Source organism: Weizmannia acidilactici, assembly GCF_008974185.1.
Classification (GTDB): domain Bacteria; phylum Bacillota; class Bacilli; order Bacillales; family Bacillaceae_C; genus Weizmannia; species Weizmannia acidilactici.
This window is the reverse complement of the sequence record NZ_BKZP01000037.1, coordinates 1-20,372: the sequence shown is the minus strand read 5'-3', so window position 1 is coordinate 20,372 and position 20,372 is coordinate 1. Positions and strand designations below refer to the sequence as shown.

Genomic DNA, 20,372 nt, shown 5'->3' with positions numbered 1-20,372 from the left:
ATTAGCCGCTTTTTCCATGTTCAAAGTTCTACAAATCTTATACAATAAAGTTACCAAATAAAACGTGGTGAAGCGAATTGGACCAAATCATGAAGAAAGTTGTCGAAGCAAGTTACTTGACGGCGGATTCAGCAGCCCAGTACCGGGTGATTTTGCGTTTTTTCTACCGGCAGCATGAGCGGATGCGCGATTTTATTGCCCCTGAAGAAGTGCTCGAATATCTGCGCTCGATCCCGGAGTTTCACGATTATCAAGAAGAACAGCTGCATCAGCAGTTGGCGCAGCTCGTGAAATGGAATAATCTCGTTGCCCGCCAGGATATGACGAACGCAAAAACGATCGAAGAATATAAGAAAAAAAGGTTCCGCTACCAGTGCACACCGTACACTGTTGAAATCGAGCGGATGCTAATCCAGCTGGAAAAATTGGGCGACCAGTTCCAAGGTTCTTTGGAACGTTCGCAGTTTGACCGGCTGCTTCAGGCTTTGGTAAAACTTGAAACCGAATTGAAAACGCCGCTGGTTAAGCCTGCTGAAGATTATATGCATATTTGGGAAGATATTTTCCATTTCTTCCAGACGATCCGGACGAACACGGCGGATTATATTGCTTATATCAACAGCGAAAAGACGACGCAGCGCATGCAGACAGAAGCCTTTCTTGTTTACAAAAACCAATTTACCGCGTATTTGCGCGATTTTATCGTGTCGCTGCAAAAAACATCTTTGCAAATCCAGGAACGGCTGCGCGAACTCGATTTCGAGGCAATGGCGCCGTTTTTTGAAAAATTGGTTGAGCACAGACAGTCAATCCCGCGCTTGGAAGATGCAGCACTGTCCACAAAAGACTGGCTGCAGGAGTTTCAGGAATATTGGGGATCCTTGCGCCAATGGTTTTTGGGGAGCGGCACGGCGCAGAGCGAACTGGAGATGCTGCAGCTGCAGACGAATGAAATGATCCGGAGAATGGCGCGCTACGTGCAGCGGATCGGAGAGCGGCAGCAGCATTTCCGGAGCCGCAAGAAAGATTATTTGCATCTTGCCAAATGGTTTGTCGAATGCCGGACGTTTGAAGAAGCGCATAGATTATCGTCCGTCGTGTTCGGCGCGATGACGGTGCGGCATTTGCAGTTGGAAGAGGCAACGACCGATAACCTTCATGTCGAGACGTGGGAAGAGACGCCGGAAATGCGGGAGATCAAGCCGCGCACGAACCGGTATCGCGAGAAAACAAAACCGGGTGCCTTCCGGTCCAATCGCGAACAGAAACAAAAGCAGCGGCTCGCGTATTTAAAGGAGCGCGAACAGGAAAAACAGCTGATCGAAAAATATATGAAAGACGGCGAAATCCGGATTGCCGATGTTGGTATGGTCGAACCGTTTGTCAGGAAAGTGCTACTCGGTTGGATCGGAAAATCGATGGCGGCAAAAAACCACGAAGTGAAGACGGATTACGGGATGGTGGTGAAGGTCTCCATCAATAAGGACAAAATGATCATACTGGAATCGGAAGACGGAAAACTGACGATGCCGGATGCTGTCTTTCAGTTCGTGGGGGGAGGCAGTTGATGGAACCGATACAGATTTTTGATGAAAAAGCGATACAGGGGATGGATCTGTTATTCCATCATTACTGGATTTTGCGCTCCGAACATCCCGACTGGTACCAGCTCATCCGCGAACGCGAAAAAGTGCTGCGCCGCTACATCGGTGAAAAATTTGGGCTCAGGCTGATTATCCACCAGCATTTTATCAAGCTGGAAAAAATTCCAGTTGAACCCGAGGCGTGGATGGGGATCCAAAATTTTCAGGAGCCGATGGACTATGCGATTTTTTGCTGCGCCCTCTCCTTTTTGGAAGGGAAGGCGGTAGATGAACAGTTTCTTTTATCCGAGCTGTGCCAGGAAATTCAAAGCAATTATCCGTTGGAAGACGGCCTTGACTGGACGCTTTATACGCACCGCAAGTCTCTAATCCGGGCGGTTCAAGTGTTGATGGAATTCCGGTTGATCCGCACGATTGACGGCGATATTTCTAGGTTTGACACGTACGAAGAACAGGAAGTTTTATACGAAGCGACAACATACAGCCGCTATTTTTTAAGAAGCTTTCCGGATGATTTTACGAGCTACCGGGATTGGACAGAACTGCTTGAAGAAGACTGGAAGCTGAACCAGGAAGACGAGCGCCGCAAACGGGTGTACCGAAAATTGTTTTTCTCGCCGGGGGTGTACCGGACGGATTCGCAGGATTTGGATTTTCTTTATATCCGCAACTTCCGCAACCGGCTTTCTGAAGACATTGAGCAGCACAGCAATTACAAGCTCCATGTCTTTAAAAATACGGCGTTTTTGTCGACCGCCGAACCGCGCAGTTATCATCAAGTTTATCCGAATACAAAGGGATCAACGGATTTGATGCTGCAGCTGTCGAAAGAATTGCACGACCACCCGGAAAAATATGTGCCGAACGAGTCTGGAGAAATTTTGCTGACAGACGGCGAATTTGAAGCGCTGATCGATGGAATGCGCGCCCGCCTTGAAAGCGGGTGGGCAAAGCATTTCCGCGACGCCGGCACAAAGGCGGTCTGCACGGAACTAGTCGAAACGATGAAAGAATGGATGATGGCCGAAACGGATGAAGCGGCATCCTTGATCTGCATCAAACCGCTTTTAGGGGTGATTGCGGGCGAGTATCCGGCAGATTTTGAGAAAGGGGATGCGAAAAAATGACAGAAGGAAAATGGGTGATGAACCGCGCTGGCCTGCTGAATTTCTGGTATTACGACGATGAAATTTTCCATTTTGCGGACGGCAAGCTGCTGCTGCGCGGCACAAACGGTTCAGGGAAATCGGTGACGATGCAAAGCATTTTGCCGGTTTTGCTCGACGGGAAAAAAACTCCTGACCGGCTTGATCCGTTTGGGTCAAAAGCAAGGAAAATGGAAGACTACCTGCTAGGGGAAAAAGAAGTCTCCGGCCATGATGAGCGGACAGGCTATTTGTTCTTGGAATATAAAAAGAAAGGGACAAAACAGTATATCACAACAGGCATCGGCATGCAGGCAAAACGCAATAAGACATTGAAATCGTGGTATTTTGTGCTGGCCGATAACCGACGGATCGGCTATGATTTTGAATTGGCGCACAACCGCCAGTCTGAACGCATTCCACTGTCGGCGAAGGAGCTCGAGAACCGGATCGGGCTCGGGGGGCATGTTGTCCATTCGCAAAGAGAATACATGGAGCTTGTCAATAAATATATTTTCGGGTTCCAGTCAATGGAAGCTTTTGAAGATTTGATTAAGCTATTGATCCAGCTTAGAAGCCCGAAGCTGTCGAAAGATTTCAAGCCGACCGTCATCTATGAAATTCTGGAGTCCGCGCTGCCGCCGCTGACAGATGACGAGCTCCGCCATTTGTCCGACACAATTGAAAGCATGGACGAAACACAGCAGCAGTTGGAGCAGCTGGAGCGGGAACATGAATCAACGAAAAAACTTGTCCAGCAGTACCATCTATACAACCAGTATATTTTAGCGGAGCGTGCCCAAAAATGGCATTCGGCGGGCGGGAGGCTTAAGGAAACAAAGCAGCAAGTGGAAACATTAAAAACCAGCCGTGAAGCACTCCGGCAGGCGATTGAAAAGATGGAGGCAGAAAAGCAGCATTACGAGCAGAAGCAGGATGTGCTGAAGGCGGAACAAGAACGGCTGCAGCACCATGAAGTATGGCGGCTAGAGAAGGAAAAAAGCGAGAAGCAGGACAGAGCCACAAAACTCAAAACGGCAATTGCCGAGCTGGAGAAAAAATGGGATGCCAAAAAAGACCAGCTTCGGCGCGACAGGCTCGAACAGGATCGGGCCGAAGCAGAATTACGGCAGCATGAACATGGCATTCGGGAAATGTTGGATGAACTCGCGCTGGATGCCGAAGAAGCTGCATTCAGCCAGCATGAAGTGAATGCGGGGGATTTTGGACGCCATCAGGAAGAAGCTTTTGATTTTGCCGTTTGGAAGCGGGAGGCAAAGCAGCATTCGGAAATTTTGCGCGAACTTAGGCGGCTTGCAGGGGAAGAAGAACGCCTCGGCGAAGAGCATGTCCGCCTGCAGCGCCAATCGTCGGAGAAAAAACAAGTAATCGATGAATTGCGTAAAAATCTGGACCATTTAGAAAAATGGTTTACAGAGCAAAAGCAGGAACTGGAAGATGCTGTATTTTCATGGATTGAACAGCACCCGGCCCTTAACATTACGGATGAGCGCCTGCAGCTTATTGCCCGTGCGCTTGACGGGCTGTATGATGAAAACCGTTATGAAGCGGTCCGTGAAGAAATCGTGAAGGCGATTCATGACTATATTTTAAACGTGCGCACGGAAATTTCGAAGGCTGAGCAGGAAAAACAGGTAAAACAGCAGGAATTGGAGGAAGCGGAAGAAGAACGGGAATACTGGAAAAACTTGAAGCTCGCCAACCCGGAACGCGCGGAGGATACGGAAGCTTTCCGCAAAAGCCTGGATGAAGCGGGGAAACGCTTTATGCCGTTTTATGCCGCGGTTGAATTCCAGGACCATGTTACGGATGGGCAAAAAGCGCGCATTGAAGCGGCGCTCAAGCAAACGGGGATTTTAGACAGCTTAATCATGGAAGAAGCGGTTGCACCTGTCCATGACCGTATCATCCGGCCGAATCCGCAGATTTTGGGATACACGCTTGCTGATTATTTGCGCCCTGATTTGGATGAAGACAGCCCAGTATCAGCCGAACGCATTGATGAAGTACTGCGGAGCATTTCACTGGAACCGTCGGATGGCGGCTTCCATATTGATGTGGACGGTTCGTTTTCGATCGGCTGCATTGTTGGGCATGCCCCGGATGAAGGACCGTCAAAATTTATTGGCAGGACATCCCGAAAACGGTACCAGCAAGAGAAAATCAGGGAAGCGGAACAACGGATGGCCGAAACCCGCTTTGCCCTCGTGCAGATCGAAAGCCGGCAGTTGAAACTGGAGAATGATGTCCGGGAAGCGGAGCGCTGGAAAGGGGAAATTCCCAATGACAAAGATTTGCGCGATATTGAGGAGCAAATTGAAAAAACGTCGCGCAGCTTAAAGAACGAGCAGGAATTTTTAAATGCAGTAGATCGGCAGTGGAAAGAAGTGTACACAAAGATGCAAAACATCCGCGTGGAACTTCATCAAAAAGGTGCCGGGATCAATCTTACGCTCAAGTGCGGGCCGCTCGATGAAGCGCTGATGGCGGCGAAAAACTACGAGGACCATCTCTACAGCCTGGAACTCATTTTTGAAAGGTGGCAGTCTGCCCGAAAAATGATTGAGCGGCTGATTGACAGTATCTGGGAGAAAGAACAGGAACTCGATGAGATTCGCGGCGAGCAGAACGTCCGGCAGTCGGAATGGGAAAAAACAATGGCCGATATCGAAGCAATTGAACAGCAGCTGAAACTGCAGGGGATTGAGGAGGTCCGCGCCCGTGTCCAGGAAGTCCAGCATGAACTGAAAGAGGCGGAAGAAAAAGTTTCGTATTTTTATAAAGCGCAGCCGAAAAAAGAATCGGATCTCGAAAAGTGTGCGGAGGAACTTTTGCAGGCAGAACAGAGCGCGGCATTCTGGGCCAATATGGCGGCGGAATGGGAGAAACTCGTAAAAGAAGAGGCGGTGCTCCGTTTTGTTGAAGTCGAAAAAGTGGAACCGGGGCAGATTTTGGCGCAACTTTCCGGTATCCTTGAAAAATACGACCGTGCAAAACTGAACGAACAGCTGACGAAAATTTTTATTAATGAGCAATCCAATTTGACGGAATACCGCATGTTTGAGTTTACAAAAGAATCGGACGAGCCGGATTGGTTTTCGGAAAAACTCGATGACTACTACGAAACGTTTAAACATGAGTGGGAAAGTTTACGGGGCAGGCGCCTGATCCAGATGGAATACCGCGGCCAGCGGGTGAGCCCGTATACCGTGCTCGAGTTGCTTGAAAAAGAACTTTTAAATTTGCAAAGTTACTTGGATGAGCAGGACCGCCAGTTGTATGAGGATATCATTGTTAATACAGTTGGCGTCATTTTGCGGAACCGGATCCAGCGGGCTTCCAAATGGGTGAAAGAAATGGACCACATTATGAAAAGCCGCGACAATTCATCAGGGTTAACTTTTTCAATTGCCTGGAAACCAAAAACAGCGGATTCTGAAGACGAGCTCGACACAGAAGAACTTGTTGCCCTGCTGCAGCGGAACAGCAAATTTTTAAACGAGGATGATTTAAACCGGATAACAAAACATTTCCGCTCGCGGATTGCGGCTGCCAAGGAATTGATCCAGTTGCGCAATGAAGGTTCGACATTGCACCAAGTGTTAAAAGAAGTGCTCGATTACCGGAAATGGTTCCAGTTTGTGTTGTCGTACAAGCGTGCCGGGGAACCAAAACGCGAGCTGACCAATACTGCATTTTTCAAATTCAGCGGCGGGGAAAAAGCAATGGCGATGTATATCCCGCTCTTTACCGCAGCGTATTCGCGCTATTTGGAAGCCGGGGATATGGCGCCGTATATCATCTCCCTTGATGAAGCATTTGCCGGCGTCGATGAAAACAATATACGCGACATGTTTGAAGTTGTCGAACAGCTCGGATTCAATTACATTATGAATTCGCAGGCGCTGTGGGGCGATTACGACACGATTTCAAGCCTTGCCATCTGCGAACTTGTTCGCCCGAAAAATGCCGATTATGTAACGGTCATCCGCTACCAGTGGGACGGCCATAAACGTTCTCTCGTATTGGATCCGGAGGAAGAGGAACTTGCTTTGCAGGAATGAGCAGTTGGAATGCTTATGGAAGGACCCGGAGCTTTTCCGGCTTTTTTAAGAATTGTTTTGTTAGATTTCATTGTTGATGATCGCTCATTTCTGAGACTCCTGCGTACGGGATTGGCGGAAAAGCGGATTTCGCTGTCATTATAAACATAGCCTTACGAAAATTGTTCTTGAATCCTTATGGGTGACAAGATTGAATTTCCGTCCAATAAGCTGCTTTTTAGATTTATTAAGAATGATCATGATGGAGGAGTTTGCTTTTATGAATGACCCGATTGAAATGCTAAGGAAGGAACCGGGGATGCTGAAACTTTTCCGCCTCTTTAAAGAAAAATACCGTTCGCTCGGCCATGTCGGAGGCACGGTCAGCCTTTCCGGTTTTTCACAGAAGGAACTGGAGGCGGTTGCCGGGCTGATCGGCACTTCCCCTGATTCGCTATCGGAAAAAAAGAAAATTTCTCTGCGTACGTTTGAAAAAGCGCTGGCACCGACCGTTTTCGGGCAGTACCGCTTCGTGGACTTGCTTGGAGCGGTGTTACAGGAGAAAATTTTTTCAAAAGCGGAAGAAGGGGAGATGGAAAGACTAAAAGAGGAGCAATTTATTGAAACGCTTGCCGGAATAATGCCGGATGGAAAATGGTGGTGGGACCGGATTGCCAAAAAGTCTGCCGATACACGGTTTATTTGGAGTGCGTACAAGCAGGATCAGGATGCGCTTTTAGGACAGTTGAAGACCGTTTTCGAAGCTTACAAGGCGCTTCCTGCAGAAGACGCGTATGAACGCATTCCCTTGTTTGCCCAGCGCGTAACGGGCAACCCGCATTTCTTTGACAATAATCGGTTTGAAGGCAGGCTGCTCGTCCATTGTTTGTACGTGGACCAGCTCCGGAAAGGTCTGATTGACGCGATGCCGAAAACGACGGAAGAACTGAATGAATTGTTTGGAAATTCCGGGCTGATGCGCGATGATTTGTGGAGTTTTGTGACGTGCCGCGGGTTTTTGGCGGAAACGGAAAAAGGGATGCACCCGGTTTGGCAGGCAGCAGCGGAGACGGGTACGGTAATGAATGTGCCGGTAAAAGAATTGCTGCATGTTTCAAGAATTTGGCCGCATGTGGGCAGGAAAGTTTGGATCATCGAGAATTCCAGCGTGTGCTCGACACTGTTGGATGCAGTGCCCGATGCGCCTGTCATCTGTACGCACGGCCAGTTTCGAACAGCGGCCTGGATCGTGCTGCAGCTTCTTGCCGCGTCCAACTGCACGTTTTATTATTCCGGCGACCTTGATCCGGAAGGTGTGGCAATGGCGCAGCGACTGCACGACCGTTTCCCGGGTCGTACGATTTTTTGGCGGATGGATGCGGATGCTTATGGGCAGATTTTATCGGATGAAGACATTTCCGGCCGGCTTTCCAAATTGGATGTTGTAAGTTCCCCTGAGCTGCTGCGGCTGGCTGATGAAATGCGGGCAAAGAAAAAAGCCGGCTACCAGGAAGGGTTGGTGGACATGCTCGTGGAGGATCTGAAAAAAGCATTGGTGAACGAAAACGGAATTTGAGGAAACGGAAAAGCGGAAATGGCCGGGTGCGGAATCAGCAGAGTGTCCTGGAAATAAGTGGGGATTTTGAAAGCTTCAAACCGGGATTTGCTTTCCCCTTGTCCTTGCGCTCTGTTCTGTTTTACGGAATCGGCGAAACAGCTTAAAATATCAGCGGAGTGCCAGGGAAAATCGGCGAACACCCCAAAAAAATCGGCGGAAAGTCCCCGGAAATCGGTGAAACGGCATAAATGCAGACAGAAGAGAAGCAAGAGCCATTTCGGAACGCCTAAAAAATGGCCGAATGCTCCGTAAATGCGGCCGGCCGCCCCGTTCTGTTTTACGGAATCGGCGAAACAGCTTTAAATATCGGCGGAGTGCCTGGAAAAATCGGCGAACACCCCAAAAAAATCGGCGGAAAGTCCCCGGAAATCGGCGGAACAGCAAATTCCGGTATGAATACAGCTTTTTCGCTTAAAAAAAGTAAGACTGCCTGACATTTATTGCCAGGTAGCAACAATTGTCTTTAAACTTCAGCTGGAATCGCATGTTCATGCAGCTGCCTGTACTGGCGGTGATAATGGATCAGAAAATACAGAAGTGTGAGCAGTTCGGCGGCTATAATGTAAATCAACAAGATGCCGGCATTTTGCCACATGGCGCAGTAATCGCCGCTTGAAATAACGGCTTTAAATCCGCGCACACTGTACGTCATCGGCCGCAGCGGGTTAAACCACTGGATAAATTTTGGAATCACTTCCAATGGAAAAGTTCCGGCACTGCTCGTCAGCTGCAGGATTAAAATCACGATCGCAAGGAATCTGCCAGGATTCTGCAAATAAGTAACCAAAAATTGGATCAGCGCCATAAATGTTAAACTTGTTAAGATCGAGAACAAGATAAACAACGGAACATTTTTAACATGGATGCCGACACCAGCCAGAATGATCGTATCCGCAATAACGGATTGCAGGATGCTGACCATCAACAGGACGTTCAATTTACTGAAAAACCAGCTGAAGCCGTTCTTCGGAATGCCTGCTGATTCAACGAGCGGGTAGACGATCGTCAAAATCAGCGCCCCGACAAAGAGCCCCAGAGACAAAAAGTAAGGTGTAAAGCCGGTTCCGTAATTCGGCACCCGGTCGTAATGCGTTGTGTTGAGGCTGACAGGATCAGCCATCATGTTGTAAGTTTTGTTGTTTGCCTGAACGGCGCTTGCCGTGTTGGCAGCGTCTCCTAATTTATTTTTTAACTCCTTTGTGCCGTTTTTAGTTGTTTCGCCCCGTTCGACAAACTGCCGGAACCGCCGGCCAGTTGTTTCGTTCCGGAAACAAGATGTGAAGCTCCGGTTGCTAATTTTTCGGTTCCGGACGCCAGCGTTCCGGTTCCGTTTGCAAGCTTGGCCGTTCCGCCGGCCAGTCGGGTTGAACTGGATTGTAACTGTTTCGTGCCGGAAGCGAGGGCATCAGCTCCGTTTTTAAGATCCGAGGAACCGCTCACAAGCTGTGAAGACCCGGATTGCAATTGGCTCGTGCCTTCTGCCAGTGCCGTTGATCCGTCAGCCAGTTCCCCTGCTCCGTTTGCAAGTTTTCCCGAACTGCTGTCGATCTGTTCCAATCCGCTTGCCAGTTTCACTGCGCCCGTATTCACATCGGCTGCCCCCTCGCTTGCTTTTGCCAGATTCGGGATCAAATCTTGCTGCAATCCGGCAATATACGTCTGTTCTCCATCATTCAGTTTTGCAGCCCCGCTGTTTAATGCGGCAGCCCCTGCGTAAAGCTGGCTTAAGCTGCTTTTGACAGTCGTTTTGGAGGCATCCTGGCCGTTTTCAATATTGGCGTTCAGCTTTGAAATGCCCGCACTGAGCTGATCAAAAGCCGGATCGGTTTGGATTGAAATGTTTGAAGCAATCGTATCCTCAGATGGAATTGCACTTGCAGCTGCTTGTTTAATCTGATTAAACGAATCGCTTAATCCGGCGCTGATTTGAGCTTGTAATTATTGTTTGCTGCTGGCTTTTGATTCTATTTTCGGCGGATTGCTGCAACTGTTTGATTTGATCATCAGATATAGTTGGATTCGCCTGTTTAGCAACTTTTTCCACAAGGTCATCTGCTTGTTGGACTTGTGTGTCAATCATCGCCAAGGCAAGATTCTCTGCCAGGCCGGCGCTGATTTGGGACTGTGCCGTTGTAAGCTGGCTGCTCATTTTTTCCATGGTTGAATTCAGCTGGCTGGACAGATTTTTTGTCCTGCCGGCAAATCTGTTTTCATCTGCGTGACGCCTGCCTTCAGTTGGAATGTCCCTTCTAAAAATTGCGCCGGGATTTCAGTCTCTGCTTTTTCCAGTTCCGACTTTAATTCGCTGCTGCCGGATTCCAGGCCAGCCGCCCCGCTTTGCAGCTGCTTGGCGCCTGCCAGCAAAGACTGGCTGCCAGATGTGGCCAGTTGATTTAACCCGGTTTTTAATACAGATGTCCCGGAAGCGAGTTTCTCTGCGCCTGCTGTTGCGTCGGAAATGCCTTTTGTAAAAGTGATGGAACCGGAAGCGATTTTTTCAAGATTCTCTTTTAGGGCTTGTGCGCCGGCATTGACCTGTCCGGCCCCGCTGTTTAAAGAAACCGCACCTGCATATAATCTGCCTGCACCAGTGTTCAAATCTTTTGCTCCGTTATTTGTTTTCACAATGCCTGCCTGCAGACTGCGCATGCCGCTGTCTAAAGAGGCGGCACCAGTGTCCGCTGCCTTCGCCCCGTTGTTTACTTTTGCGATCCCGTTGTTTAAAGAAACTGCGCCGGAAATCAATTGGCCGGCACCTTGTTTTAAAACGGTTACACCATTATTGAGTTTTACAGCCCCTTTATTGAGTTTCGAGGCGCCCGTGCAAGCAGTTTTAAAACCATCTGCCATTTTTTCGGCAGTTTTGAACATCGTTTCCGCATATGTTTTTGAAATTTCGTCTGCCATCTTGTCTTTCACTTTCAACATCGCGGTTTCACCGATTTGGCTGGACAGGAAGTTATAGCTGTCGTTAGGCAAATATTGGAGCTGGAGTTTCTTCGGATTCTTGTCCATTAAAGTGGTTGCGTTTTTGGAAAAATTCTCCGGGATTTTCACAACCATATAATACTTCCGTCCGTCTATCCCGTCCATGGCCTTTTTTTCCGAAACAAAGTGAAAATCAAAGGCATCGCTTTTCTTTAAATTTTTCACTAAGTCATTTCCGAGGGTGAGCGTTTTCCCATCCATCTTTGCCCCCGTATCCTGATTGATGACCGCAACCGGCAGCTTGTCCATTTTTGCGTATGGATCTTTAAAAGCCCAGAGAAACATGCCGGCATATAAAATCGGCGCTAAAATAACGGCAATGAGTGGAATAAGGATTTTCGGGTCATGAAAGATTTGTTTTAGCTCTTTTCCAAATAAAGTAAAGCCATTCATTTTGAATGCCTCCATAAACAATTGACTAAAATAGTCATTTGGTCATTTGTGGGTAAAAATAAGAAATCATGAGCAAAGCTAATGGTTGTCCATTGATAAACCTTTGAAAATGTAAAGTTCAAACAGCTTTGAAATTTCTTCTTTTGTCAGGGGAGGATGATTTTTCTCCCAATCAAAAATCAGTGCGATATACATTTTTAGTATAATGAAAGCAGTTAGTTTTGGATCGCACGGCAAAATATCCTGTTTTCGTATCGCCTCTTCAATGTACTGACTGATGTAGTTGAGAATGGATTCTTCCACATAGCGCAGCGCCTCCACCACTTCCGGCGTGCCAAGCTTTACCTCCTCATACAATTTGATTGCCAATTGGTGTTTGAACCGGTACTCCAGCATTTTATAAAGCGCGCGGTGGACATTTTCATTAAATGTAAGGCGCTCATCTATTGTTTCTTCAGCTGAATGCTTCATTTCGGCAATCAGGCTTTCCATAATATACTGGAGCAGATCCTCTTTGTTTTTAAAAAAAGTATAAATGGTGCCTTTCCCGACGCCCGCCCGTCTTGCTACCTGATCCATCGTGGTAGCTTTATAACCAAATTCAGAAAATGATTTTGCTGCTGCTTCAATGATCAGCTTTTTCCTGTCTGCCATAGGACCCCCCTCTCTTTCTCGACTGAATGAATATTTAAGTCAAACCGTTTTTGTGTTGTAAAAAAAACAGTGGTATGAAACCGATTTCCGATTTCAGTATAGCAGAGAATGGAAGAAAAATGATATTACAATTTATTTAACATTAATATAAAAGCCGGGCAAATGTTTGGACTTGCCCGGAACTCGATTGCCGTTACCCGGCGCTTTCTGGATCAGTAATTTTTAACGGCCGCATCATATCGTTGTCTTCGTGTTCCAGAATATGGCAGTGCTACACATAATCGCCGGCAAACGGGGCAAACCGCATCACGACCCGCGTGATCTGTCCAGACGGTGCAGCCACAGTATCTTTCCAACCTCGCTCATTCGGTTCGGGCGACACGGCAGGGCCAGTGTACACGATGTGGCCGGTTTCATTATATAAATCCAAATCAAACGGGCGGCGGTCCAAAATCTGGAACTGGACAAGATGGATATGGATCGGATGCGTGAAAGCCATTGGATTCACCAACGACCAAATTTCCGTTGTACCGAGGCGTGGCGTTTCCGTTACCGGATCCATCCATCTTTTGTTGTCCAGAAGCAGTAATGGCCGGCCGTATTCATGGCGGAACCGGCCAGCTTTAAATGCCGGATTGCCTGAATATTACTGTATGAAGGGGACGGGATAGAAGATAAAGACTGCGGGATTTTGCTTGTATCTTTTTCGGAAAGCGGAAGGGTGACCCTGAACTGCATGACGTCGTCGGTTTGGTCGGATGGGTCGGCGTTCGGGCCAAGGTCATTTTTTAGTGTAATCATTTGGCCGGAATATTTCGAAAAGTCGATAATGAGATCAGCTCGCTCAGCTGGTTCAAGTGTCAATTTCTCCAATCGGGCCGGCCGCCTGAGTAGACCGCCGTCCGTACCAATTTGGAATAATGGCTGCCCGGCATCCAAATATAATTGGTAAGCGCGCGTGTTGGACGCATTCACAACCCTGAACCGGTATTTCCGCGGCTCTACTTCCAAATATGGCCATACTTTTCCGTTAACAAGAATCGTATCGCCGAGGAAAAACGGAACAACAGACGGATTTGGCGTTTCCGGCGTCGGATTGGCCGGCTGCTGCGGGTAGAACAGGGAACCATCATTGTTAAACGTCCGGTCTGTGATCATGAGTGGAATCTCATAAGCGCCTGATGGCAGATTGAGAGATTTTTCTTCCTGATCGCGGATCAAGTACATGCCCACAAGTCCCGCATAGACATTGAGACGCGTTATTCCGATTGCATGGTCATGGTACCATAAAGTGGCGGCGCGCTGTTGGTTGTTGTATTCGTATATTTCCTTTTTAAAATATGGGCCGGTTTCTCTGAAATTGGGGGTAAACCAGGCTTCCGGGTAACCGTCGCTGTCCGGCTCGGTTTCACCTCCATGCAGGTGCACGACCGTCCGCACTTCGGGAAGGTTTGTTTCCATGCCGTTTAAGATCGTTGTATCAACCGGGAGAATATGTCTCCGCGGCAGGCGGTTCATCCATTTGACCCGGATTTTTTCCCCGCGCGCGACATCGAACAACGGCCCAGGAAAACTGCGGTTATATCCCCATAATCTTGTCGGCCTTAAGTCACGGTGCAGCTTTTGCCAGAATTCATCCATTGTTACCTCATAATAAGCAATCCCTTCTTCTTTTCGTATCGGCTGGATGGTTTTAAGCAGCGGCAGATGGTCAACAAACTTCTTCAGATTTGGGCTCAAACTTCCCACTCCCATTCGGTTAAATTATACATTTACAGTAGACTATGAATCATGGAGGCTTTTGGATAGGGACAGATGCAGTATGCTATAATAAAAAAATAGCGGAATGGAAATCCGGACATGGTGATTGAAATCGTTTTGCCATCCACTGCAAAGAATGATGAGGTCGAAAAGTTTAATCTGTATGAACGGGCTGGTTGAAAAAAATTGTGAGCGTCTTTATTTTTGCAAAGTGAACCATAGATACGGCCGGGGCTGTGTACACGGAAGAATAACCGGTTGAATGTTCGGTGCTGGTTGATTTGTGAAAAGTGTTTAAGGGGATTCCTGGATGAAAACGAAAAAACGAAATCCATACACATTATTCGATCACATATTTGCAATCGCCATTGTTGCTTGTATGGTACTTTTGTTATTTGCCGTTCCGTTTTTGTGTTTTTATTTTCTGCTGCAGTTTGTTTCCCTGACTCTTTATGTGGAAATGAATGCTGCACATATTTGGGGTAAGATGGCCATTGCAGCCAAATTCTTCATTTTTGCTTGCGCAGCTGCTGTCATTGCAGATGTTATTTTTACAAAAACCTGAATCCGTGACGAAAATTTCACACAAAGTCATACAATTCGCTTAAAATCTAGTATAATATGGGCATAAATCCAATTTAACCAATTCCACAATCAGGTGATCTTGTGAAAAAGTTTATTATAGAATATACAAATGAACGGATTGTTGCCCAATCTGGATTATTGTAGGAAATTTACTAGATCAAACAAATTTAGTTTCAAAGTTAAATGCCTATAAACTGCCGGGGATTTCCAGAAATCGCAGCTGCTCCAATGGCGATGTAGCCAAATCCTATATCGGCCTGCTTTGCCAGGGGAAAAGCGATTTTGATCATATTGAAACATTCCGGGATGATGCCTTCTTTCAACTGGCTTTGGATATCCAAAGGGTTCCTTCCAGCCCGACTTTAAGGCAGCGTCTAGACCAGGCTGCCTTGACGAAAAAGTGGAAAGAGATCCTGCATGAAGAATCACTGAATCTCATCCGCCGGACAAATGCTGAAATCAGCCCTGTTTACACCAAAGACAAGGCATATATACCGGTTGACCTAGATGTCTCCCCATTTGACAATTCCAAGACGAAAAAGGAAGGCGTGGAAAGAACCTATAAAGGCTGTGACGGTTACGCCCCCATGTTCGCTTACATCGGGCAGGAAGGCTTGAGAGAACAGGATGCCCCTCTGAAAAAGAGAGCCACGAGGAGGAGAATTAGAACCGTCATCCAGAACATGATCATCATGGCTTCGAAGCTGGTTACCAGGGGCGCCAATGGAAACTAAAAGTCAGCTTAACCAACAAATGGCGTCCAACCTTTGAGCGCCTTTATTATGCTTTTTTCTAATGCCGGCATGAAATTCGGAGTTGACAGAAAAACTTGCAAAAAATGGAAACGGCAAGTTTATTTGGCATGCCATAAAACTGCTCAAATAGTGTACATTCATAACTTACCAATGAAGCAAAATACAATAGAACAAAAAATCAGTTATTTTTCGAAATTCAGCTTGGAAAACCTACCTACGAAAACCATTCATTAGGTTTTCGTCACGGATTCAGGAAAAATTATAAAAATCCGTTCGGGAAAAGGCATAAAAGGTGTCGTTTCGGAAATGACCCTTATGTTTTTGTATTTCTATTTATTTGTAAAAATCTATTGTTTGCGGGTGAACGGCATTTCCGTTCAGCAAAAAGGAACCTTATTTCTTTCGTTTATTTTGCTGTTTTTCTATTTAATGATCAATGTAATAGCTTTTGCGGCGAAAAAGCAATATAAACATCACGGTAGAAGCAAACATTGGGAGAAAATTTTTAATCATTTCAAAACGGGAACCCCTTAAGTTGCAAGTTTAGAGCAGCTTAAGGGGTTCCAATGTAGAGGAATTTAATGGTAGACACGTAAAAAGAAATTGATGTTCCTATTGAAACAATTTATAATACATGTATTACATTGAGGTTTACATACAAACGAAAATGAAGGTGTGACATGGGTGAAGAAAATTTTATTGTTGGCAACGGGTGGGACCATTGCTTCGGTTGAAGGGGATGAAGGGTTGAAACCGGGCCTTTCGGGTGAGGATCTGCTGAAGTATTTTGAAAATACATTGTTGTCTGTGGATGTGACGGCCCGGATTTTAATGAATCGCGATAGCACGAACATGCAGCCGGAGCACTGGGTGGAAATGGCGGAGGCCATCGCGGAAAACTACGGACAGTATGACGGTTTTCTCATTACCCACGGTACGGATACATTGGGGTATACCGCGGCGGCTTTATCATATATGCTGCAGGGTCTTCAGAAACCGGTCGTGCTTACGGGTTCGCAGGTGCCGATCAGCTTTAAAAAAACGGATGCGAAGAAAAATTTAACCGATGCGCTCCGGTTTGCATGCGAGGATATTGGCGGGGTATTTGTCGTTTTTGACGGGCGTGTCATCATTGGCACGAGGGCAGTGAAAATGCGGACAAAAAGCTATGATGCGTTTGAAAGCATTAACCATCCATATGTCGCTTACATCGATGGGGAAGAAGTGCGATATATTTGGAAACCGGCGCCGGCGCAGCAGGAATTTAAGGTGGAAACAAGCCTCTGCACGGATGTGTTTTTATTAAAATTGCATCCCGGCACAAAGCCGGAGATTTTTGATTTTTTGAAAGACCATTATAAAGGCATTATTATTGAGAGCTTCGGGAACGGCGGTGTGCCGTTTGAAGGGCGGAATTTGCTGCCGAAAATCAAGGAACTGACGGATGCGGGCATTGCTGTTATGATTTCAACGCAATGTCTGGAAGAAGGGCATGATTTGTATCTGTATGAAGTTGGGAGAAAAGTCGCACAGTACCCTGTCATCGTTTCCGGCGACATAAACACGGAAGCAATCGTGCCGAAATTGATGTGGGCCCTCGGGAAAACGAAGGATCCCGCACAAGTGAAAAACATCATTGAAACGCCGATCGCTTATGATTTATCGGCAGAATGGGGTAGAAGCGGAATGAAAATACAGCAATAGCCGGCTGTAATAAAAAATATCCGCGAATCCGAGGCATTTATCTGCGAATTCTCCAAGCTTACTCGTTTATCTGTTCAAGTGAAAAAACGCGGCCAGGCTTTAAGCCATAGGCCGCGGATCTTTTTCCAGATGGTGGATACGTTCTCTTCCAGTTTGTGGATGACTTTATATTCGCTATGAGACGTTTGATTCATTGCAATTCAGACTGAGCTGTCATCACATGGTCCTGGGCGTGGATCATCAGAAGATTCGGCGCATTTTGGCCGGCCAAAGTTTCTTTCTCTGCCAGTTTCAGATGGCGTCCGGCTTTATCAAAGTCAAAATTGCTCGGCGGTATCCAACGCTTCATATGTTCCACCTCTTGCGTTGCCACCATGTTAAATCAATGAAATACCGCTTCTTCATTATCCAACAACGTTCACCTTCCTCTTTTTATAGACGTAAGCGGAAGGGCGGGCGGTGATTACAGCCTGTTTTACTGGTGAAGGTACCGCCCGGGTTTTGCAGGAATGGGTCAAAAATTTTTTGGGCCGGTCGTCTTTTCAAATTTGAAAGATTTCCCGGTTAATCAAACTCGGCGGGCATTGTCCGAGCAGCCCTTTTGTTAAATTTTCAACGGCCAGTTTTGCCATCGCATAGCGCGTTTCGTGCGTGGCCGAGCCGATATGCGGCAGTGTGACGACATTTTCCATTTTTAAAAGCGGGTTATCGGGTGAAACGGGTTCCTGTTCGAAAACATCCATCCCTGCGGCATAGATTGTTTTACGCTCAAGCGCCCTGATTAAAGCAGCTTCATCAACGGTCTGGCCCCTTGACCCGTTCACGAAGACGGCCGTTTTTTTCATAAGCCTGAATTCGCGTTCCCCGATGAGATGGCGGGTTTCAGGCGTAAGTGGCGTCATGAGGCAGACAAAATCGGACTTTTGCAAAAGCTCATCCAGCCCGCAGTATGTTGCGCCATATCTATTTTCTGCCTCCATATTCCGTGAACGGTTATGGTACAAAATGTTCATGTCAAAGCCGAAATGTGCCCGCTTTGCGATTTTGCCCCCGATTCTGCCCATGCCGATGATGCCGAGCGTTTTATGGTGGACGTCGATGCCGTACTCGGCCTGCGAAACCGGCGCTTTCCATCTTCCTTCTTTGACAAACCGGTCGAGTTCCGTAAATCTCCTTGCGGCGGCAAGCATCATACCGAAGATGGTGTCCGCCGTCGTATCGTCCAGGACGCCAGGTGTGTTTGTTGCCATAATGCCGCGTTTTGTCAGCTCGGGGATGTCCAGATTATCATAGCCGACTGAAATATTGCTTACAATTTTTAAGTTGGGCGCGTGGTCCAGCAGCCCGCTGTCCACCCGGAGTCCGGACCCGAGCAGCCCTTCCGCTTCCTTTAAATCGGGCAGAAGATCCGTATATGTATGGCAGTCCGGTATATGTTTGATTTCAAAATGCTCCCGCAGAGATTCAATAAGGTCTTCTGGCATTGCGCTGTATACGATAACTTTCATGATAACCCCCCTCTGTTTCTGATCGTGAATATGGAATATTCTTATTTTACCATAAAAAACAAAGCCTGGTTCTCAGGCTTTGTCAAAATCAGTTACCCCCAAATTTCTTTTGCGGTCTCCACGATGTATTTTAACTTTTCCCACTGCTGCGCTTCTGTTAAAAGATTGCCGTGGTGGGTGGAGGCAAATCCGCACTGGGTACTGATGCAGAGCTGTTCAAGCGGAACGTATTTGGCAGCTTCCTGAATTCTGGCTTTGATGGTTTCTTTGTCTTCAAGTTCGCCTTTTTTGGAGGTGAAAATCCCGAGCACGACTCTCGGGCCGCCTTCCGGAACATATTTTAACGGTTCAAAGCCGCCGGAACGTTCATCATCGTATTCAAGGAAGAACCCGTCCACTTTTTCTTTTGCAAAGAAACTGGGAGCAATCTTATCATATGGTCCTTCAAAAGCCCAAGTCGATTGGTAGTTTCCGCGGCATAGATGGGTTGTAACAACCAGGTCTGCCGGTTTGCCTTCAAGAACACCATTTGCAACCCGTAAAGCCAGGTCGATTAATTTTTCTCTTTCCAATTCACTGTCGGAAAATGGAAGTTTTGGTGAACAAAGGCCGGCAACATAGACATCATCAAGCTGCAAGTAACGGCAACCGGCATCATAAAAAGCTTTGATTGCATCCCGGTAAGCTTGAATGATATCTTTTGCATATTCTTCAATATCCGGATAAATTTCTTCATTGCGAATGCCTGCATTGAAAAATTGGTTTGGACTTGGGATGGTCATTTTTGCAATCGCTCGATCACCAACAATTTCTTTAAACTCTATAAAGTCTTTCAAATGCGGATGATCAGGATTAAAGGAAACTTTTCCGGTTACACGGACATCATATGCTTCTGTTTCAACACCGACAAATCGATAACCATGTTCAGGGATGTAACCTTCTACCCCGTTTAAATGTTCCATGAAATCCGTATGCCAAAATCTCCGTCTAAACTCGCCATCGGTAACAGCTTTTAGTCCAATTTCAATTTGTTTATCAACAATTCGTTTAATTTCTTCCGTTTCAATTGTTCTTAATTCCGCCGCAGTAATGGTTCCTTCTTGAAATTTTTTTCTGGCCTCATGGATTCTTTGTGGCCGAAGTAAACTCCCTACATGGTCTGCTTTAAATGGTGCTTTCGCAATGGTTTTTGTTGTCATTGTTTTTCCCTCTTTCTGCAAATTTTTTAAACCGGCTGCTGTGCGCAGAAAGAAATTGCTTTTATGTACGGCCGTGCAATAAAAAAACCTCTTCTTGGCATAAGAAGAGGTTAGGATGCGAAATGAAACCGATACTCTTCTTATCTTCAAGCAATTTGCTTTCTGGAATTGGCACAGTTCTTCAAAAAGACCGCTGCCGAGGCTTCAAAGGGCCAGTCCCTCCACCTCTCTGGATAAGAATTTTTTTAAAATTATTTAATTTACTATCATTTTAAATGTTTTAAGTGATTTTGTCAAGATGAAAATTAGTTTAATTTTAAAAATATAGGCGGTAAAATTGGGTACAAAAGATTGAAATATAGGGCCGGTTAAAAATATAATAAATAGTAAGTAA

Annotated in this window: 14 protein-coding genes, 3 pseudogenes and 1 riboswitch; of the genes and pseudogenes, 7 read left to right on the top strand and 10 right to left on the bottom strand. The window is 46.7% G+C overall.

The genetic code is table 11. From position 1 onward, the window contains the following. Positions 1-77: 77 nt before the first annotated feature. The 4 genes from BpJC4_RS13620 (at position 78) to BpJC4_RS13605 (ending at position 8,389) form a co-directional block, all read left to right on the top strand. Complete coding sequence (locus tag BpJC4_RS13620; RefSeq protein ID WP_151679657.1) at positions 78-1,568, top strand: TIGR02677 family protein; 1,491 nt, start codon at positions 78-80, stop codon at positions 1,566-1,568. After that, the gene (locus tag BpJC4_RS13615; RefSeq protein WP_151698044.1) at positions 1,568-2,731 is read left to right on the top strand and encodes a TIGR02678 family protein; all 1,164 of its coding nucleotides are present in this window, start codon (positions 1,568-1,570) and stop codon (positions 2,729-2,731) included. The genes BpJC4_RS13620 and BpJC4_RS13615 overlap by 1 nt, the downstream gene beginning before the upstream one ends. Next, positions 2,728-6,834, top strand: coding sequence for a TIGR02680 family protein (locus BpJC4_RS13610; protein ID WP_151698039.1), 4,107 nt, complete (start codon positions 2,728-2,730; stop codon positions 6,832-6,834). The genes BpJC4_RS13615 and BpJC4_RS13610 overlap by 4 nt, the downstream gene beginning before the upstream one ends. A 259-nt stretch (positions 6,835-7,093) precedes the next feature. After that, positions 7,094-8,389 carry a TIGR02679 family protein gene (locus BpJC4_RS13605; RefSeq protein ID WP_151679654.1) on the top strand — a complete coding sequence of 432 codons (1,296 nt, stop codon included), beginning with the start codon at positions 7,094-7,096 and terminating at the stop codon, positions 8,387-8,389. Positions 8,390-8,894: 505 nt separating this feature from the next. On the opposite strand, the gene BpJC4_RS16720 is transcribed toward BpJC4_RS13605, so the two are convergent. From BpJC4_RS16720 to BpJC4_RS13585, 7 genes and pseudogenes are all read right to left on the bottom strand, one after another. After that, on the bottom strand, positions 8,895-9,728 hold the full coding sequence (locus BpJC4_RS16720; RefSeq protein ID WP_371862193.1) for a YhgE/Pip family protein: 834 nt from the start codon (positions 9,726-9,728) through the stop codon (positions 8,895-8,897). Beyond that, positions 9,620-10,021, bottom strand: coding sequence for a hypothetical protein (locus tag BpJC4_RS16715; RefSeq protein ID WP_253724325.1), 402 nt, complete (start codon positions 10,019-10,021; stop codon positions 9,620-9,622). The genes BpJC4_RS16720 and BpJC4_RS16715 overlap by 109 nt, the downstream gene beginning before the upstream one ends. A gap of 108 nt (positions 10,022-10,129) precedes the next feature. Next, positions 10,130-10,204, bottom strand: a pseudogene (locus tag BpJC4_RS16710) (hypothetical protein); the annotation flags it as partial. 124 nt (positions 10,205-10,328) lie between these two features. Then, positions 10,329-10,589: a hypothetical protein gene (locus BpJC4_RS16705; RefSeq protein ID WP_253718640.1), complete on the bottom strand. Its 261-nt coding sequence runs from the start codon at positions 10,587-10,589 to the stop codon at positions 10,329-10,331. Between the two features lie 8 nt (positions 10,590-10,597). Further along, on the bottom strand, positions 10,598-11,812 hold the full coding sequence (locus BpJC4_RS16700; RefSeq protein WP_253718641.1) for a YhgE/Pip domain-containing protein: 1,215 nt from the start codon (positions 11,810-11,812) through the stop codon (positions 10,598-10,600). A gap of 78 nt (positions 11,813-11,890) precedes the next feature. Continuing rightward, on the bottom strand, positions 11,891-12,466 hold the full coding sequence (locus tag BpJC4_RS13590) for a TetR/AcrR family transcriptional regulator (RefSeq protein ID WP_151679653.1): 576 nt from the start codon (positions 12,464-12,466) through the stop codon (positions 11,891-11,893). A 193-nt stretch (positions 12,467-12,659) separates the two neighbouring features. Further along, positions 12,660-14,221: pseudogene (locus tag BpJC4_RS13585) on the bottom strand (multicopper oxidase family protein). Between the two features lie 316 nt (positions 14,222-14,537). On the opposite strand from BpJC4_RS13585, the gene BpJC4_RS13575 reads away from it, so the two are divergent. From BpJC4_RS13575 to BpJC4_RS13565, 3 genes and pseudogenes are all read left to right on the top strand, one after another. Next, complete coding sequence (locus tag BpJC4_RS13575; protein ID WP_151679651.1) at positions 14,538-14,792, top strand: hypothetical protein; 255 nt, start codon at positions 14,538-14,540, stop codon at positions 14,790-14,792. A 262-nt stretch (positions 14,793-15,054) separates the two neighbouring features. Beyond that, positions 15,055-15,204: pseudogene (locus BpJC4_RS17170) on the top strand (IS1380 family transposase); the annotation flags it as partial. A gap of 1,047 nt (positions 15,205-16,251) precedes the next feature. Beyond that, positions 16,252-17,271: an asparaginase gene (locus tag BpJC4_RS13565; protein WP_151679649.1), complete on the top strand. Its 1,020-nt coding sequence runs from the start codon at positions 16,252-16,254 to the stop codon at positions 17,269-17,271. Between the two features lie 190 nt (positions 17,272-17,461). On the opposite strand, the gene BpJC4_RS13560 is transcribed toward BpJC4_RS13565, so the two are convergent. From BpJC4_RS13560 to BpJC4_RS13550, 3 genes are all read right to left on the bottom strand, one after another. After that, positions 17,462-17,620 carry a PTS lactose/cellobiose transporter subunit IIA gene (locus tag BpJC4_RS13560; protein ID WP_216643734.1) on the bottom strand — a complete coding sequence of 53 codons (159 nt, stop codon included), beginning with the start codon at positions 17,618-17,620 and terminating at the stop codon, positions 17,462-17,464. Positions 17,621-17,813: 193 nt separating this feature from the next. Then, positions 17,814-18,779 (bottom strand): 2-hydroxyacid dehydrogenase, encoded by a 966-nt coding sequence (locus BpJC4_RS13555; RefSeq protein WP_151679648.1) that lies wholly within the window; start codon positions 18,777-18,779, stop codon positions 17,814-17,816. A 92-nt stretch (positions 18,780-18,871) separates the two neighbouring features. Further along, on the bottom strand, positions 18,872-19,978 hold the full coding sequence (locus BpJC4_RS13550; RefSeq protein WP_151679647.1) for a 5-methyltetrahydropteroyltriglutamate--homocysteine S-methyltransferase: 1,107 nt from the start codon (positions 19,976-19,978) through the stop codon (positions 18,872-18,874). Positions 19,979-20,115: 137 nt separating this feature from the next. After that, positions 20,116-20,218, bottom strand: a riboswitch (SAM riboswitch). Positions 20,219-20,372: the final 154 nt, after the last annotated feature.

Coding starts and splice junctions, on each gene's coding strand:
- BpJC4_RS16705 (WP_253718640.1), bottom strand. CDS start 10,589: ATGGAAAAAATGAGCAGCCAGCTTACAACGGCACAGTCCCAAATCAGC.
- BpJC4_RS13610 (WP_151698039.1), top strand. CDS start 2,728: ATGACAGAAGGAAAATGGGTGATGAACCGCGCTGGCCTGCTGAATTTC.
- BpJC4_RS13555 (WP_151679648.1), bottom strand. CDS start 18,779: ATGAAAGTTATCGTATACAGCGCAATGCCAGAAGACCTTATTGAATCT.
- BpJC4_RS13560 (WP_216643734.1), bottom strand. CDS start 17,620: ATGAAGCGTTGGATACCGCCGAGCAATTTTGACTTTGATAAAGCCGGA.
- BpJC4_RS13605 (WP_151679654.1), top strand. CDS start 7,094: ATGAATGACCCGATTGAAATGCTAAGGAAGGAACCGGGGATGCTGAAA.
- BpJC4_RS13575 (WP_151679651.1), top strand. CDS start 14,538: ATGAAAACGAAAAAACGAAATCCATACACATTATTCGATCACATATTT.
- BpJC4_RS13615 (WP_151698044.1), top strand. CDS start 1,568: ATGGAACCGATACAGATTTTTGATGAAAAAGCGATACAGGGGATGGAT.
- BpJC4_RS13550 (WP_151679647.1), bottom strand. CDS start 19,978: ATGACAACAAAAACCATTGCGAAAGCACCATTTAAAGCAGACCATGTA.
- BpJC4_RS13590 (WP_151679653.1), bottom strand. CDS start 12,466: ATGGCAGACAGGAAAAAGCTGATCATTGAAGCAGCAGCAAAATCATTT.
- BpJC4_RS16700 (WP_253718641.1), bottom strand. CDS start 11,812: ATGAATGGCTTTACTTTATTTGGAAAAGAGCTAAAACAAATCTTTCAT.